Raw genomic sequence first — 15,891 nt, 5'->3', positions numbered from 1 at the left:
ACCCGCCCCCGCCTCAGGTGAGCGCCCGCAGCTCGTCCAGCACCTCCGACACGCACGCCGGGTCGGCCCGATAGGGCAGGTAGAACCCCAGACGGTCGGCGACCCCGTGGGCGCGCGCGGCCAGCTGGGCCGCGACGTCCTTGGGTTCGCCGATCGCCACCACCCGGCCGAGCAGCGTGTCGTCGATCGCGTGCGGGATGTCCGGCCATCGGCCCGCCCGGATCAGCGCGTGCAACTCGGCCTGCAACGGCCCGTAGCCCTCCACGTCGAGCACCGGCCGATAGGCGGGCGTGGAGGCGTAGAACGCGACCATCGCCCTGGCCCCCTTGAGCGCGGCGCGCATCTCCTCCTCGGTCCGCCCGGCGGCGACGATCACGTCGAGCATCACCGAGAACCGATCCCGGGTGCGTTCGGAGAGCACCAGGCCGTCGGTCACCGCGTCGGTGACCGGGCCGCGCACGAACAAGTCGGTGTTGAGCGGGTGGACCAGCAGCCCGTCCGCGTGCTCGGCGACCATGGTGATCATCCGCCGGCCCACCCCGCCCGCGAGCAGCGGCGGCAGCCCGTACGGGTTCGGTCCCGGGCGCAGCGTCGGCGGCATCAGGGTGAGGTCGAAGAACTCGCCGTGGAAGTCCAGCGGCGTCTCCCGCTGCCAGCAGGTGAGCACCGCGCGGACCGCGCGCAGCGTCTCGGCCATCCGGGCCACCGGACGCGACCACGTGGCGCCGTACCGGCGTTCGATGTGGGCCTGGATCTGGGTGCCCAGGCCGAGACGGAACCGCCCGTGCGAGGCCAGATGCAGGTCGTACGCGGTGTGTGCGAGGTGGGTGGGGCTGCGCGGGAAGGCGACCGCGATGTTGGTCATGATGTCCACGCCCGCGGCAGCGGCCGGCACCAGCGGCAGGAACACGTCGGTGGGGCCCTCGAAGGTGAACACCCCGTCGAAGCCCGCCTCGCCCAGTTCCCGGGCCCGGTCGCCGGCGCGGCTCAGCGGCACGTCCAGCAGTGTGTCCACCGGCAGCGCCCGCCTGCCCGGCTTCGGCGCGTCCGCGCCGCTCCCGATCCGGTCCACCCTCGTCGCCCACCCTCCGGATCACTTGCGCGTCGCGCGTGTCGCCGCCCACAGGTACGCCATCTGCGATCAAGGGTCAAGACGATCGGTCGGCACGCGGTACGTACGGTCGAAACGCACGAAGGGCCCGACGGAACTCCGTCGGGCCCTTCGCGTCCTACCGGTTCAGCGATACAGCGCAGATACGGCGCCGTCGAGTCGCGTGACTCGCTCAGCCCTCGATGGGCTCGGCGGTCAGCATGCCCGAGTTGATCTCGCGCAGCGCGATCGACAGCGGCTTCTCGTGCACGTGCGTGTCCACGAGCGGACCCACGTATTCCAGCAGGCCCTCGCCGAGCTGCGAGTAGTAGGCGTTGATCTGCCGAGCACGCTTCGCCGCGTAGATGACGAGGCTGTACTTGGAGTCGGTCGCCTCCAGGAGCTCGTCGATGGGCGGGTTGATGATGCCCTCGGGTGCGGTGGAAGAAGCTGACAAGGCGGGGGCCCTTCGAAAAGCTGTGAAAGCTGTGGGTGAAAGTCGGGCTGCCTGTCGGCTATCGGGCAGCCCGAACGATCAAGATACGTTCATCAAGGCTAGCAGTTCGCGGACGACGTCTTCGACGGACGTGTTGACCAGCGTCACGTCGAATTCGGATTCCGCGGCCAACTCGACCTTCGCGGCGGCCAGGCGCCGCTCGATGACTTCGGGGGATTCGGTCCCCCGGCCCACCAGACGGCGGACCAATTCGTCCCACGAGGGCGGGGCGAGGAACACCAGGCGTGCCTCGGGCATCGCCTGCCGTACCTGCCGGGCGCCCTGCAGGTCGATTTCGAGCAGGGTCGGTACGTCGGCGTCAAGCCGTTCGAGCACGGGCAGTCGCGGGGTTCCGTATCGGTTCCCGGCGAATTCGGCCCATTCGAGCAATTCATCCGAGGCGATCAGTTTGTCGAACTGATCGCCGTCGGTGAAGTGGTACTCCACACCGTCGCTCTCCCCCGGACGGGGTTTGCGTGTGGTCGCGGACACAGACAGCCAAACCTCGGGGTGACGGCGGCGCAGGTCAGCGACCACCGTGCTCTTGCCGACCCCGGAGGGGCCGGAGAGCACGGTGAGTCGACGGGTGCCGTGCACGGTACGGGGATCGGAGCCGGCGCCCGCGTCAGGACGCGGAGCCACCGAATTCCCGTTCGAGTGCTGCGATCTGGTTCGTGCCGAGACCGCGGACGCGCCGGGTCTCGGAGATGTTCAGCTTCTCCATGAGCTGCTTGGCGCGCACCTTGCCGACGCCGGGGAGGGACTCCAGGAGGGCCGATACCTTCATCTTGCCCACGACCGGATTGTCCTTGCCCTCCTTGATGACGTCGCTGAGCGAAGCACCGGAGTTCTTGAGCCGGTTCTTCACCTCGGCGCGCTCCCGCCGAGCCGCAGCGGCTTTAGCGAGCGCATCCGCGCGTTCTTCGGGGGTCAGGGGTGGGAGAGCCACGCCGTGTCACCTCGGACTTCGTTGCGATCCTCAAGGCCGCCCGGCTCGGACGGCCACCAACAAACAGTGGAACCTAGCTGGTCAGAGCGTTCGCGGCAACGCGCGACACTCCACCGGGCCGGCTCACGAGGGAGCCTAGTCGGCGAATCGGTCCGCGTCGCCCGAATCGATGGGAAAAGCCCGGCTACCTGCGGCAGAACCCGAACCTGACGGAGCGTCGGGCGGCTTCGGGGCGGTCGGCGGCGCCGATCGCGCTTCCGTACCCCCTCCCGGCGCTCTTGCGCGAGGCGACCGCGGAGCGAGCCCGGACGCCCGACCCGGGGTGAGCAGCACGCCGGGGCGGGGATCGGCCCGGGGGCGATCGGCTCTGCGGGACGCGGCACGGTCCCTTCGACCCCCGCCGGAGCATGCGGAAACCGCCGCAGCGGCCCCAGGGCGCCTTCGGAGCGCTCCCGGGCGGCGGCCGGCACCCCGGGTGCCGAAAGCCCGGTCCGGCGCCACACACACGCCCCAGCGGCATTCGCGGCCCCGCATGTCCGAGCAGCGCCCACCGACCGAGGCGGCACCACCGGCGCGCCCCGCCGCACCTACCGCGCGGCCAGGCCCGCCCCGATCGCGCGCGCCGCCTCGCCGACGTCCGCCGCGCCCGTGATCGGCCGCCCGATCACCAGCAGGTCCGCGCCGTCGGCCAACGCCTGCTCGGGCGTGGCCACCCGGCTCTGGTCGCCGAGGGCCGCGCCCGCCGGCCGCACCCCCGGGGTGATCAGCACGATGCCCGGGCCCACCTCGGCCCGCACCGCCGCGACCTCGCGCGGCGAACACACGATCGCGCGCGCCCCGGCTCCGACCGCGAGGCCGGCCAGCCGGCGGGCCGCCTCGATCGAGGGGCCCGCCAGGCCGATCGCCGCCAGGTCCTCCTCGGCCATCGAGGTCAGCACCGTCACCGCGACGATGTTCACTTCCGGTGCCGCGTCCGCCGCGGCGCGGATCATCGCGCTCCCGCCGCTCGCGTGCACGGTCAGGTAGGTCGGCGCCAGCCGCGCGACCGAACGCACCGCGCCCGCCACCGTGTTCGGGATGTCGTGCAGCTTCAGGTCCAGGAACACGTCCCGTCCGCCGCTGGCCTCACGGGCGCCCGAGACCGCGTCCGCACCGTCCCGCAGGAACACCTCCAGGCCGACCTTGACCGTGCTCACATACGGGCCCACGGCCTTGGCCCACGCGAGCGCGCGGTCCGCGTCCGGTGCGTCCAGGGCCACCGCCACGGGTGCGAGGTTGCTCATCGAAATCCCACTCTCGTCGACATCGAAAATTCGTCCGCCCCCGGGGGGCCGAGCACCGGCCCGAGCCGCAACCCGGGCCCGACCCGGGTACCGACCCGAGCCCGAGCCCGGACACGGCGATGCCGGCACGAACCCCGTCCGTACCGGCATCCCCGCCATGCGTCGCGAACCACTCAGCGGTGCGCGTACCCGATCGCCGCCTCCAGCGACCCGAAACCGCGGGCGATCAGCGCCGCCCGCAACTCGTCCAGGATCCGCACCGGCGCCGACGGGTCGTTGAAGATCACCGTGCCCACCGACACCGCCGCCGCGCCGGCGAGGATGAACTCCAGCGCGTCCAGGCCGGTTCGGATGCCGCCCATGCCGACGATCGGCACCTGCGCCATCTGCCCGTCCAGCATCGCCGCGTGCACCTGGTAGACGCAGCGCACCGCGACCGGCCGCACCGCCGGGCCGGAGAGCCCGCCGGTGACGCCCGCCAGGACCGGCTTCATCGTGTCGGTGTCGATCACCATGCCGAGCAGCGTGTTGATCATCGACAGGCCGTCCGCGCCCGCCTCCACACACGCCCGGGCGATGTCCACGACCGACGTGACGTCGGGCGACAGCTTGGCCAGCACCGGCACCAGCGGGTCGGCCGCGTCGCGGACCGCCCGGATCACGTCGTAGGACGTGGCCGGATTGCACGCGAACACCTGGCCCCGGTTGGCCACGTTCGGACACGAGATGTTGGCCTCGATGCCGACCACGCCGGGCGCGCCCTTGAGCCGCTCGGCCAGCGCCACGAAGTCGTCCACGTGGCCGCCCGCGATGGACACGATGGTGCGTCCGCCGCGCGCCGCCAGCCAGGGCAGGTCGCGCTCGACGAAGGCGTCGATGCCCGGACCCTGGAGGCCGATCGAGTTGAGCATCCCGGACGGCGTCTCGGCCATCCGCGGGGTGGCCCGACCCGAACGCGGGTACGGCATGATCGTCTTGGTGACCACCGCGCCGATCGCGGCCGGTTCGAAGAACTTGGCCAATTCCTTGCCGTAGCCGGCGCAGCCCGAGGCCGTGGTCACCGGATTCGGCAGCAGCGTCGAGCCGAGCCGGGTGGCCAGGTCGATCCCGCCGCCGGGCAGCATGATCGTGGACGGCGGCGCGTCGAAGTCGCCGGCGTCGCCATCGTCGTCGAAACCGCTGTACCCGTCGGTCATCAGTGCGCTCCCATCGCCGCTGCGCCCTCGATGTCCGCCGGAATCGTGCCGGCGTCGTCCCAGCGCACCTTGGTGCCGTCGAAGCACGGGCCGTCCACACACGAGCGGACGAACCGGCTGACCCCGTCGTCGCCGACCACCGGGAGCACGCACGTCATGCATACCCCGACGCCGCACGCCATCGATTCCTCGACCGCGGTGAATACGCGCGCGTCGTGCGCGGTCGCCACCGCGGTGACCGCGCGCAGCATGCCCATCGGCCCGCACGCGTACACGACGTCCGCCTGTACCGCGGTGAGCACCTCGGGCAGCGGGCCGGTGACGAAACCGCGCACGCCCTCGGAGCCGTCGTCGGTGGTGACCACGACGTCCTCGGTGATCGCCCGCGCCTGGTCCACGCCGTACAGCCGCTCGGCGGTCGCCGCGCCGAGCACGAAGGCGACCGAGCCGCCCTCGGCCACGATCTTCTCGGCGAGCGCGAACATCGGCGCGCTGCCATAGCCGCCGGCCACCATCACCGCGCTGACCGGCTCGCCCGGCAGCGGGAACGGCGTGCCCAGCGGCGCGACCACGTTCACGCTGTCGCCGACCCGCAGGCGGGCCAATTCGCGCGTACCGCGCCCGGCCTCGGCGAAGACCACGTCGATCGTCTCGGCGGTCGGGTCGGCCCGGTGGATGGAGAACGCGCGGCGCAGCAACATCGCCGAGTCCACGCCGCCGATCGCCACGGCGACGAAGTGGCCGGGTTCGACGCGGGCGGCGATCCCGGGGGCGCGCAGCACCATGCGGTGGTACGCGCCCGCGGGTTCGCGGCCGACGATCTCCGCCTGCACCTGCAGGGGAAGTGCCATCGGTGTCGTCAGCCCTTTCGGTGGGACGTGATGTGGTCGGCGTGCTCCTGGAGCGAGCGCACCCCGATGTCGCCGGCGATCAGCGACTGGATGCCCTGCACCGCCGCGGCGAAGCCCTGCACCGTGGTGATGCTGGGGATGCCCCGGGTGACCGCCGCGGTGCGGATCTCGTAGCCGTCGAGCCGGCCGCCGGTGCCGAACGGGGTGTTGACGATCAGCTCGACCTCGCCGTTGTGGATCATCTGCACGATGGTCGGCTCACCGGCCGGGCCGGCGCCCTCGCTGTGCTTGCGCACCACCGTGGCGGGCACGCCGTTGCGGCGCAGCACCTCGGCGGTGCCCTCGGTGGCCAGGATCTCGAAGCCCATGTCGTGCATGGCCTTGACCGGGAACACCATCGAGCGCTTGTCCCGGTTGGCGAAGGAGACGAACGCGCGTCCCTTGAGCGGCAGCGATCCGTAGGCACCTGCCTGGGACTTGGCGTATGCGGTGCCGAACACCGCGTCGATGCCCATCACTTCGCCGGTGGAGCGCATCTCCGGGCTGAGCACGGTGTCCACGCCGCGGCCCTTGGTGTCGCGGAAGCGGTTCCAGGGCAGGACCGCCTCCTTGACCGCGATCGGCGCGTCCATCGGCAGCGTGCCGCCGTCGCCCTCGGCGGGCAGCAGGCCCTCGGCGCGCAGTTCGGCGATGGTGGCGCCGAGCGAGACCCGCGCGGCGGCCTTGGCCAGCGGCACCGCGGTCGCCTTGGACACGAACGGCACGGTCCGCGACGCGCGCGGGTTGGCCTCCAGGACGTAGAGGATGTCGCCGGAGAGCGCGAACTGGATGTTGATCAGTCCACGTACCCCGACGCCGCGCGCGATGCCCAGCGTGGCCGCGCGCAGCCGCTTGATGTCGTGCGCGCCCAGCGTGATCGGCGGGAGTGCGCAGGCCGAGTCGCCGGAGTGGATGCCGGCCTCCTCGATGTGCTCCATCACGCCGCCGAGATAGAGGTCCTCGCCGTCGTAGAGCGCGTCCACGTCGATCTCGATCGCGTCGTCGAGGAAGCGGTCGACGAGCACCGGGTGGTCGCTGACCAGACCGGCGTTCTGCTCCAGGTAGGTGGCCAGGGAGGGCTCATCGTAGACGATCTCCATGCCGCGTCCGCCGAGCACGTACGAGGGTCGCACCAGCACGGGGTAGCCGATCTCGGCGGCGATCGCGCTGGCCTCGCCGAAGGAGAACGCGGTGCCGTGCTTGGGCGCGAGCAGGCCGGCCTCGGCCAGCACCCGGCCGAACGCGCCGCGCTCCTCGGCGAGGTGGATCGCCTCGGGCGAGGTGCCCGCGATCGGCACCCCCGCGTCCTTGAGCTTTTGCGCGAGGCCGAGCGGGGTCTGGCCGCCGAGCTGGACCAGGACGCCGGCGACCGGTCCGGCCTGGGTCTCGGCGTACACGATCTCCAGCACGTCCTCCAGGGTGAGCGGCTCGAAGTAGAGCCGGTCGGAGGTGTCGTAGTCGGTGGAGACGGTCTCCGGGTTGCAGTTGACCATCACGGTCTCGTAGCCGGCGTCGTGCAGCGCGAACGCGGCGTGCACGCACGAGTAGTCGAACTCGATGCCCTGCCCGATCCGGTTCGGCCCGGAGCCCAGGATGATCACGGCGGGCTTGGTGCGCGGCGCGACCTCGCTCTCCTCGTCGTAGGAGGAGTAGTGGTACGGGGTGCGCGCGGCGAACTCGGCGGCGCAGGTGTCCACGGTCTTGTACACCGGACGTACGCCCAGGGCCTGGCGCACCTCGCGCACGACCTCCTCGCGCATGCCCCGGATCGCCGCGATCTGCAGGTCCGAGAGGCCGTGCCGCTTGGCCAGGCGCAGCACCTCGGGGGTCAGCTCGGCCGCGTCGCGGACCTCGCCGGCGATCTCGTGGATCAGGTACATCTGGTCCAGGAACCACGGGTCGATCCGGGTCGCCTCGAACAGCTCCTCGGGCGTGGCGCCGGCCCGGATGGCGTCCATGACCACGTTGATCCGGCCGTCGGTGGGCTTCTCGGCCGCGACCAACAGGGCGTCCTTGTCCGCGAGTTCGGAGACGAAGTCGAACTGCGAGCCCTTCTTCTCCAGCGAACGCAGCGCCTTGTTCAACGCCTCGGTGAAGTTGCGGCCGATCGCCATCGCCTCGCCGACCGACTTCATCGTGGTGGTGAGGCGGTCGTCGGCGGCCGGGAACTTCTCGAAGGCGAAGCGCGGGACCTTGACCACGACGTAGTCGAGCGAGGGCTCGAAGCTGGCCGGGGTCTCCTTGGTGATGTCGTTGGGGATCTCGTCCAGCGTGTAGCCGATCGCGAGCCGCGCGGCGATCTTGGCGATCGGGAAGCCGGTCGCCTTGGAGGCCAGCGCCGAGGAGCGGGACACCCGCGGGTTCATCTCGATCACGATCACCCGGCCGTCCTCGGGGTTGATCGCGAACTGGATGTTGCAACCGCCGGTGTCCACGCCGACCTCGCGGATCACCGCGATGCCCACGTCGCGCAGCGTCTGGTACTCGCGGTCGGTCAGCGTCATCGCGGGCGCGACCGTGATCGAGTCGCCGGTGTGCACGCCCATCGGGTCGAAGTTCTCGATCGAGCAGACGACCACGACGTTGTCGTGCTTGTCGCGCATCAGCTCCAGCTCGTACTCCTTCCAGCCGAGGATGGACTCCTCCAGGAGCACCTCGGTGGTCGGCGACAGGGTCAGGCCCTGGCCGGCGATCCGGCGCAGGTCCTCCTCGTCGTGCGCGAAGCCGGAGCCGGCGCCGCCCATGGTGAAGGACGGGCGGACCACGACCGGGTAGCCGCCGAGCGTCTCGACGCCGTCGAGCACGTCCTGCATCGAGTGGCAGATCACCGAGCGGGCCGACTCGCCGTGCCCGATCTTCTCCCGCACCCGCTCGACCACGCCCTTGAACAGGTCGCGGTCCTCGCCCTTTTGGATCGAGTCGAGGTTGGCGCCGATCAGCTCGACGTTGTACTTCGCCAGCACGCCGTTCTCGCTGAGCGAGACCGCGATGTTGAGCGCGGTCTGCCCGCCCAGGGTGGGCAGCAGCGCGTCGGGGCGCTCCTTGGCGATGATCTTCTCGACGAATTCGGGGGTGATCGGCTCGACGTAGGTCGCGTCGGCGATCTCCGGGTCGGTCATGATCGTGGCCGGGTTGGAGTTGACCAGGATCACCCGCAGGCCCTCGGCCTTGAGGATCCGGCACGCCTGGGTGCCGGAGTAGTCGAACTCCGCGGCCTGGCCGATGACGATCGGGCCCGAGCCGACGACCAGGACGGACTTCAGGTCGCTGCGCTTAGGCACTCTTGGTCTCCATCAGCGTGACGAAACGGTCGAACAGGTAGGCGGAGTCGTGCGGGCCGGCCGCCGCCTCCGGGTGGTACTGCACGCTGAACGCGGGTCGGTCCAGCAGTCGCAGGCCCTCGACGACGTCGTCGTTGAGGCACACGTGGCTGACCTCGGCCCGCCCGTAGGGGGTGTCCGAGACGGTGTCCAGCGGCGCGTCCACGGCGAAGCCGTGGTTGTGCGCGGTCACCTCGACCCTGCCGGTCGTGCGGTCCTGCACGGGCTGGTTGATGCCACGGTGGCCGTACTTGAGCTTGTAGGTGCCGAAGCCCAGCGCGCGCCCGAGCAGCTGGTTGCCGAAGCAGATCCCGAAGAACGGGGTGCCCTGGGCCAGGACGGCGCGCAGCAGCTCGATCTGGTGGGTCGCGGTGGCCGGGTCGCCGGGGCCGTTGGAGAAGAACACCCCGTCCGGGGCGACGGCGTTGACCTCCTCCAGCGTGGCGGTCGCGGGCAGCACGTGCACCTCGATGCCGCGCTCGGCCATCCGGTGCGGGGTCATGCCCTTGATGCCCAGGTCCAGCGCGGCGACGGTGAAGCGCTTGGTGCCGATCGCGGGCACCACGTAGGCGGCGTCGGTGCTGACCTGCTCGGCGAGGTCGGCGCCGGCCATCTCGGGGCTGGTGCGCACCCGCTCCAGCAGCGCGGCCTCGTCCGCGCGGGCGGCGTCGCCGGAGAAGATGCCGACCCGCATCGCGCCGCGCTCGCGCAGGTGGCGGGTCAGCGCGCGGGTGTCGATGCCGCTGATGCCGACCACGCCGTAGCGCACCAGTTCGTCGTCGAGCGAACGCCGCGAGCGGTGGTTGGAGGGCACTCGGGCGGGGTCGCGGACGACGTAGCCGGAGACCCAGATCCGGGACGACTCGGGGTCCTCGTCGTTGACGCCGGTGTTGCCGACGTGCGGGGCCGTCATCACGACGACCTGGCGGTGGTACGAGGGGTCGGTCAGGGTCTCCTGATAGCCCGACATGCCGGTGGAGAACACCGCCTCGCCGAACGTCTCCCCCACCGCGCCGTAGGCGCTGCCGCGGAACGTGCGCCCGTCCTCCAGGACGAGCACCGCAGGCGTCGTGGCCCGTCCGGTCATTGCGGTCACGTGACCGATCCTTCCTGGTGGTTCCTTGTAGCGGTGCCGGCGGTCGCCGGCAGTTCCCCGGCGATCAGCCGGGTGATGGTCTCGATCCACGCGTCGTGGTCGTCCGGGTGGTCGCTGCGGAAGCCGGAGTCGAGCGAGGTGTCGCCGTGCGTCCAGGTGATCACCAGCAGGCCGCCCTCGGGCAGCACCTTCCCGGCGATGCCCTTCTCGTGCCGCACGCCGGTCAGCGCCGCGGCGGGCACGAAGAAGTCGGTCGCGGCGGGGCGCTCGACCACCAGGCCGTCCGGGCGCAGGGTCAGCTCGACCGGGCTGCGGGTGCCCAGGCCGTGCGCGACCACCCGGTCCAGCCAGTCGCCGGCGGTGGTGCTGCCGAAGTAGCGCCCGACCAGCGGCGGCAGCAGCGGCGCTGCGCCGGACTCGGGCGCGGTGGGCAGTGCGGGCAGCGCCGCCTGGCGCTCGCCTCGCTTCTTCCAGGCGCGCCACATCAGCAGGTAGACACCGAGCACGAAGACGAGGCAGATGCCGATCCAGAGGATGCGACCGCTCCAGTTCGTCACCTCCGCCGACTTCTGTTCGGTGGTGGCGAGCAGCAGCAGGTCGTGGTGGGCCGTGCCTGGAGTCACGCGAGCTTCCCGTCGATCACCGTGGGTACGCCGCGCAGGAACGTGGCGACCACCTTGCCGGGGAGTTCGAGTCCGGCGTAGGGGGTGTTACGGCTGCGCGAGGCGAGTTCGGACGGTTCGACCGTACGCCGTGGGGTCGGGTCGACCAGCACCAGGTTGGCGGGCTCGCCGACCTCGACCGGGCGGCCGTGCCCCTCCAGCCGACCGATCGCGGCGGGGCGCACGGACATCCGGTCGGCGACGCCGGCCCAGTCGAGCAGGCCGGTGTCGACCATGGTCTCCTGCACGATCGACAGGGCCGTCTCCAGGCCGAGCATGCCCATCGCGGCGACCGCCCACTCGCAGTCCTTGTCCTCGCTGGGGTGCGGGGCGTGGTCGGTGGCGACCGCGTCGATGGTGCCGTCGGCGAGCGCCTCGCGCAGGGCGGTGACGTCGGCGGCGGTGCGCAGCGGCGGGTTGACCTTGTAGACCGGGTCGTAGCTGCGCACGAGTTCGTCGGTGAGCAGGAGGTGGTGCGGGGTCACCTCGGCGGTGACGTTCCAGCCCTTGGACTTGGCCCAGCGCAGGATCTCCACCGAACCGGCGGTGGAGACGTGGCACACGTGCAGGCGCGAGCCGACGTGCGCGGTGAGCAGCACGTCGCGGGCGATGATCGACTCCTCGGCGACCGCGGGCCAGCCGCGCAGGCCCAGTTCGCCGGAGACGGTGCCCTCGTTCATCTGGGCGCCCTCGGTCAGCCGGGGCTCCTGCGCGTGCTGGGCGACGACGCCGTCGAAGGCCTTCACGTACTCCAGCGCCCGGCGCATGATCACCGCGTCGTCGACACACTTGCCGTCGTCGGAGAACACCCGCACGCGCGCGGCCGAGTCGGCCATCGCGCCCAGTTCGGCCAGTCGCTTGCCCGCCAGGCCCACGGTGACCGCGCCGACCGGGTGCACGTCGCAACGACCGGTCTCCTGGCCGAGTCGCCAGACCTGCTCGACGGTGCCGGCGGTGTCCGCGACCGGGTCGGTGTTGGCCATCGCGTGCACGGCGGTGAAGCCGCCCAGCGCCGCCGCGTTCGCGCCGGTGGCGACCGTCTCGGCGTCCTCGCGGCCGGGCTCGCGCAGGTGGGTGTGCAGGTCGACCAGGCCCGGCAGCAGGATCTGCCCGGCGGCCTCGATCACGGTGGCGCCGTCGGCGGTCAGGCCGGTGCCGATCTCGGCGATCACACCGTCGCGGATGAGCACGTCGGACGCGTCGCCCCCGAGGACCTTGGCGTCCTTGATCAGGTACGTGCTCACTTGGTGCTCTCCTCGGTGCCGGTGCTCGGGGTGCTCGGGGTGCCGGACGTGCCGGACGTGCTCGGGGCGCTCAGGGCCGGTTCGTTGCCGCCCAGGAGCAGGTACAGGACCGCCATCCGCACGCTGACGCCGTTGGTGACCTGCTCGACGATGGTCGAGCGGGTCGAGTCGGCGACCTCGGCGGCGATCTCCATGCCTCGGTTCATCGGGCCGGGGTGCATCACGATGGCGTGCTCGGGGAGCATCGCCATCCGGCGCAGGTCCAGGCCGTAGCGGCGCGAGTACTCGCGCTCGGTGGGGAAGAACGCGGCGTTCATCCGCTCGCGCTGCACGCGCAGCATCATCACCGCGTCGCTCTTGGGCAGCGGCGCGTCCAGGTCGTAGGAGACCGTGCAGGGCCAAGTCTCCACGCCGATCGGAAGCAGCGTGGGCGGCGCGACCAGGGTGACCTCGGCGCCCAGGGTGGCCAGCAGGAGCACGTTGGAGCGGGCGACCCGGCTGTGCAGGACGTCACCCACAAGGGTGATCCGGCGGCCTTCGAGATCGCCGCGCCCGCCGGCCAGCCTGCGCCGCATGGTGAACGCGTCGAGCAGCGCCTGGGTGGGGTGCTCGTGGGTGCCGTCGCCGGCGTTGACCACCGAGCCGCGCAGCCAGCCGGAGCCGGCCAGGCGGTGCGGCGCGCCGGAGGCGTGGTGGCGGATGACCACCGCGTCGGCGCCCATCGCCTGCAGGGTCAGCGCGGTGTCCTTGAGCGATTCGCCCTTGGAGACCGAGGAACCCTTGGCGGAGAAGTTGATCACGTCCGCGGACAGCCGCTTGGCGGCGGCCTCGAACGAGATGCGGGTGCGGGTGGAGTCCTCGAAGAACAGGTTGACCACGGTGCGGCCGCGCAGCGTCGGCAGCTTCTTGATCGGCCGCTCGGCGATGTGCGCGAGTTCTTCGGCGGTGTCGAGGATCAGGATGGCGTCGTCGCGGGTGAGGTCCGCGGCCGAGATCAGGTGGCGCTTCACTGGCTACTTCTCCGCGTCGGTGGGGGCCGCGGCGGGGTCGGCCGCGCGGGTGCCGAGCAGGACCGCGTCGCGGCCGTCGTACTCGGCGAGATGGACCTTGACGGTCTCGCGCAGCGACGTCGGCAGGTTCTTGCCCACGTAGTCGGCGCGGATCGGGAGTTCGCGATGGCCGCGGTCGACCAGGACGGCCAGCTGGACCGCGCGCGGGCGGCCGATGTCGTTCAGGGCGTCCAGTGCGGCGCGGATGGTGCGGCCGGAGAAGAGCACGTCGTCGACCAGGACGACGAGCTTGCCGTCGATGCCCTCGGCCGGGATCTCGGTGCGCTCCAACGCGCGGGCCGGGCCCAGCCGCAGGTCGTCGCGGTACATGGTGATGTCCAGCGCGCCGACCGGGACCTTGGCGCCGTCCTCGATCGAGGCGAGCCGCTCGCCGAGCCGGCGGGCCAGGGCCACGCCTCGGGTCGGGATGCCCAGGAGCACGACGTCGTCGGCGCCCTTGGCGCGTTCGACGATCTCGTGCGCGATCCGGGTCAGGGCCCGGTTGATGTCCGAGGGGTCCAGGACCGTGCGGGCGGTGGCCGGGTCGAGGTCCTTGGGGCGGGCGGCCGACGTGCCGCCGGTGGAGCCAGGTGCTGTCATGGAAAACAGACCTCCTTCCCCGTCTCACAGGACGGGCTTTAAAGGACGTCGGGGTACGTCCCTCACAGTATCAGCCAACATCATCAGTCTTTCGGCCGCCCGGACCGAGGGATCGAGCCGGGCGAAAGCGGAGTAAAGGTGCCTCTCACCTGCGCGAATCCGGCTTTGTAGGCCGTTCGGCTTGACGGACGCAAATTACTCTGCGTAACCTCACAATGAGTCACCACCGGGCCAAACGCGACAGTCGCGACGTGCCGAACCTCGCAGCTTCGGGGAGAGTTCGAGGTACAGAAAGCCGGCCCGGAGGTAGCCACCCCATCGGTTCGGCCAACCACCGGTGGACCTTCACGGTCAGTCACCTGTTTTGGGAGCGAGATGTCCAGCGACTACGCCAAGCAGCTCGGGGCGAAGCTCCGCGCGATCCGGACCCAGCAGGGCCTGTCCCTGCACGGCGTCGAGGAGAAGTCCCAGGGCCGCTGGAAGGCCGTCGTCGTCGGTTCTTACGAACGCGGCGACCGTGCGGTAACCGTGCAGCGCCTGGCCGAGCTCGCCGACTTCTACGGCGTCCCGGTGCAGGAGCTGCTGCCCGGCGGCACCCCGAACGGCGCCGCCGAGCCGCCGCCGCGACTGGTCCTGGACCTGGAGCGGCTGCAGACCGTTCCGTCCGACCAGGCCGGTCCGCTGCAGCGCTATGCGGCCACCATCCAGAGCCAGCGCGGCGACTACAACGGCAAGGTGCTGTCGATCCGTCAGGACGACCTGCGCACCCTGGCCGTGATCTACGACCAGTCGCCGAGCGTCCTGACCGAGCAGCTGATCGGGTGGGGCGTACTCAACCCGGAGGCTCGTCGGGCCGTGGAGAACCAGAACAACGCGTGATGCGGTAGTGCACGGAGCGTGACCGCTACGCGCGGAAACGTCGAAGGGTCCCGAGGCCGACCGGCTTCGGGACCCTTCACCTTTTGTACGATCACCGATCTCAGCCGGATTCGCGGACCATCACGCGCGGGTGCACGACCATTCGACCACCCGGTCGGTAGTCACGGCCGCGGATCAGCGTGGTGATCGCGTCCGAGGCGCCCGAGCCCATCGTCCGGGTGTGCATCGAGACGCTGGTCAGCCGCGGCCAGACCAGATCGCAGAACGGCAGGTCGTCGGCGCCGACCACGGCCATGTCCTCCGGCACCGACCAGCCGCATTCGCGCAGCGCCGAGATGATCATCAGGGCGAAGTCGTCGTTGCCGGCGAACACCGCGGTCGGCGGCTCGCTCTCACGCTGCCACTGGCGCACGATGGCGAGCACGTCCTCGCGCACGTAGCCCACGTCCACCCGGCGCAGCGAGACACCCGCGTCCTCGGCCGCGGCCTGGGCGCCCGCCCAGCGCTCCTCGCCGAGGAAGGCCAACGGTCCGGACGGGACCAGGCAGGCCAGCCGGCGGTGGCCGCGGTCGATCAGATGGCGTACCGCGACCCGGCCGGTGTCCCGGTTGTCGAAGATCGCGGTGGGCACGTCGGGGTGCTCCTCGCGGCCCCACGCGAAGATCGCCCGGACGCCGGCCCGCTTGAGCACGTCCACCGCGCCTCCGGTGAGCCGGTTGGACTCGGCCATCACCGCGAGTGGCCGCAACGCGGCCCACTGCCGGGCCGCGTCGGCCCCGCGCGAGGTGCGGTCGGCGTGGATGAGCAGGCTCAACTCGTGCCGGTTCAGGGCCTCGGTCAGCTCGTCGATGAACGCTTCCAGGAGTTGGCCCATCGGCTGCAGCGGCAGCGGGAACAGCACCACGTCACTGTTGCCCGAGCGCAGCGAACGGGCGGGCGCGCTGGGCGCGTAGCCCAGTTCGCGCACCGCGAGCATGACCCGCTCCCGGGTCTGCGCGCTGACCCGGACCCCGGGCGGCGAGTTGAGCACGTAGCTCACGGTGGATCTGGATACGCCGGCGAGCCGGGCGACGTCGGAACTGGTGGGGGGTTTGGCCCCCGCCTCCGGCGCGCTCATCCGTGACCCCCCGGGCGGCA

General features: G+C 71.4%; 15 protein-coding genes. 1 reads left to right on the top strand and 14 read right to left on the bottom strand.

Annotated elements, in window-relative coordinates; all coding sequences use genetic code 11:
• Positions 1-13: 13 nt before the first annotated feature.
• The 13 genes from ACIBM5_RS23355 to pyrR all read right to left on the bottom strand — a co-directional run bounded on the left by ACIBM5_RS23355 (position 14) and on the right by pyrR (position 13,875).
• Positions 14-1,072 carry a TIGR03617 family F420-dependent LLM class oxidoreductase gene (locus ACIBM5_RS23355; RefSeq protein WP_396008585.1) on the bottom strand — a complete coding sequence of 353 codons (1,059 nt, stop codon included), beginning with the start codon at positions 1,070-1,072 and terminating at the stop codon, positions 14-16.
• 211 nt (positions 1,073-1,283) lie between these two features.
• Entirely contained in the window at positions 1,284-1,547 is a 264-nt protein-coding gene (gene rpoZ, locus ACIBM5_RS23350) for a DNA-directed RNA polymerase subunit omega (protein WP_020551792.1), read from the bottom strand.
• Positions 1,548-1,625: 78 nt separating this feature from the next.
• Positions 1,626-2,228 carry a guanylate kinase gene (gene gmk / locus ACIBM5_RS23345; protein ID WP_020551791.1) on the bottom strand — a complete coding sequence of 201 codons (603 nt, stop codon included), beginning with the start codon at positions 2,226-2,228 and terminating at the stop codon, positions 1,626-1,628.
• The gene (mihF, locus tag ACIBM5_RS23340; RefSeq protein WP_026218483.1) at positions 2,212-2,535 is read right to left on the bottom strand and encodes an integration host factor, actinobacterial type; all 324 of its coding nucleotides are present in this window, start codon (positions 2,533-2,535) and stop codon (positions 2,212-2,214) included. Before mihF ends, gmk begins: the two co-directional genes overlap by 17 nt.
• Positions 2,536-3,122: 587 nt before the next feature.
• Positions 3,123-3,818 (bottom strand): orotidine-5'-phosphate decarboxylase, encoded by a 696-nt coding sequence (gene pyrF, locus ACIBM5_RS23335; protein WP_391587523.1) that lies wholly within the window; start codon positions 3,816-3,818, stop codon positions 3,123-3,125.
• 173 nt (positions 3,819-3,991) lie between these two features.
• A complete protein-coding gene (locus ACIBM5_RS23330; protein WP_391587524.1) occupies positions 3,992-5,014 on the bottom strand; it encodes a dihydroorotate dehydrogenase in 1,023 nt (340 codons plus the stop codon).
• Positions 5,014-5,865, bottom strand: coding sequence for a dihydroorotate dehydrogenase electron transfer subunit (locus ACIBM5_RS23325; protein WP_396008584.1), 852 nt, complete (start codon positions 5,863-5,865; stop codon positions 5,014-5,016). Before ACIBM5_RS23325 ends, ACIBM5_RS23330 begins: the two co-directional genes overlap by 1 nt.
• 8 nt (positions 5,866-5,873) lie before the next feature.
• A complete protein-coding gene (gene carB / locus ACIBM5_RS23320) occupies positions 5,874-9,185 on the bottom strand; it encodes a carbamoyl-phosphate synthase large subunit (RefSeq protein WP_396008583.1) in 3,312 nt (1,103 codons plus the stop codon).
• The gene (gene carA, locus ACIBM5_RS23315; RefSeq protein ID WP_391587644.1) at positions 9,178-10,311 is read right to left on the bottom strand and encodes a glutamine-hydrolyzing carbamoyl-phosphate synthase small subunit; all 1,134 of its coding nucleotides are present in this window, start codon (positions 10,309-10,311) and stop codon (positions 9,178-9,180) included. Before carA ends, carB begins: the two co-directional genes overlap by 8 nt.
• A gap of 5 nt (positions 10,312-10,316) precedes the next feature.
• Positions 10,317-10,943 carry a hypothetical protein gene (locus ACIBM5_RS23310; protein ID WP_396008582.1) on the bottom strand — a complete coding sequence of 209 codons (627 nt, stop codon included), beginning with the start codon at positions 10,941-10,943 and terminating at the stop codon, positions 10,317-10,319.
• Entirely contained in the window at positions 10,940-12,226 is a 1,287-nt protein-coding gene (locus ACIBM5_RS23305; protein WP_396008581.1) for a dihydroorotase, read from the bottom strand. Before ACIBM5_RS23305 ends, ACIBM5_RS23310 begins: the two co-directional genes overlap by 4 nt.
• Positions 12,223-13,236, bottom strand: coding sequence for an aspartate carbamoyltransferase catalytic subunit (locus tag ACIBM5_RS23300; protein ID WP_396008580.1), 1,014 nt, complete (start codon positions 13,234-13,236; stop codon positions 12,223-12,225). The genes ACIBM5_RS23305 and ACIBM5_RS23300 overlap by 4 nt, the downstream gene beginning before the upstream one ends.
• Before the next feature lie 3 nt (positions 13,237-13,239).
• Positions 13,240-13,875, bottom strand: a complete 636-nt coding sequence (pyrR, locus tag ACIBM5_RS23295) for a bifunctional pyr operon transcriptional regulator/uracil phosphoribosyltransferase PyrR (RefSeq protein WP_391587530.1) — start codon at positions 13,873-13,875, stop codon at positions 13,240-13,242.
• Between the two features lie 375 nt (positions 13,876-14,250).
• On the opposite strand from pyrR, the gene ACIBM5_RS23290 reads away from it, so the two are divergent.
• On the top strand, positions 14,251-14,754 hold the full coding sequence (locus ACIBM5_RS23290; RefSeq protein WP_355535963.1) for a transcriptional regulator: 504 nt from the start codon (positions 14,251-14,253) through the stop codon (positions 14,752-14,754).
• A 100-nt stretch (positions 14,755-14,854) separates the two neighbouring features.
• Here ACIBM5_RS23290 and ACIBM5_RS23285 read toward each other — a convergent pair whose 3' ends face one another.
• Entirely contained in the window at positions 14,855-15,871 is a 1,017-nt protein-coding gene (locus tag ACIBM5_RS23285) for a LacI family DNA-binding transcriptional regulator (protein ID WP_396008579.1), read from the bottom strand.
• Between the last annotated feature and the right edge of the window lie 20 nt (positions 15,872-15,891).

The sequence above is a fragment of the Embleya sp. NPDC050493 genome (genome assembly GCF_044458105.1).
Taxonomy (GTDB): domain Bacteria; phylum Actinomycetota; class Actinomycetes; order Streptomycetales; family Streptomycetaceae; genus Embleya.
This window is presented reverse-complemented; position numbering and strand designations above follow the sequence as displayed.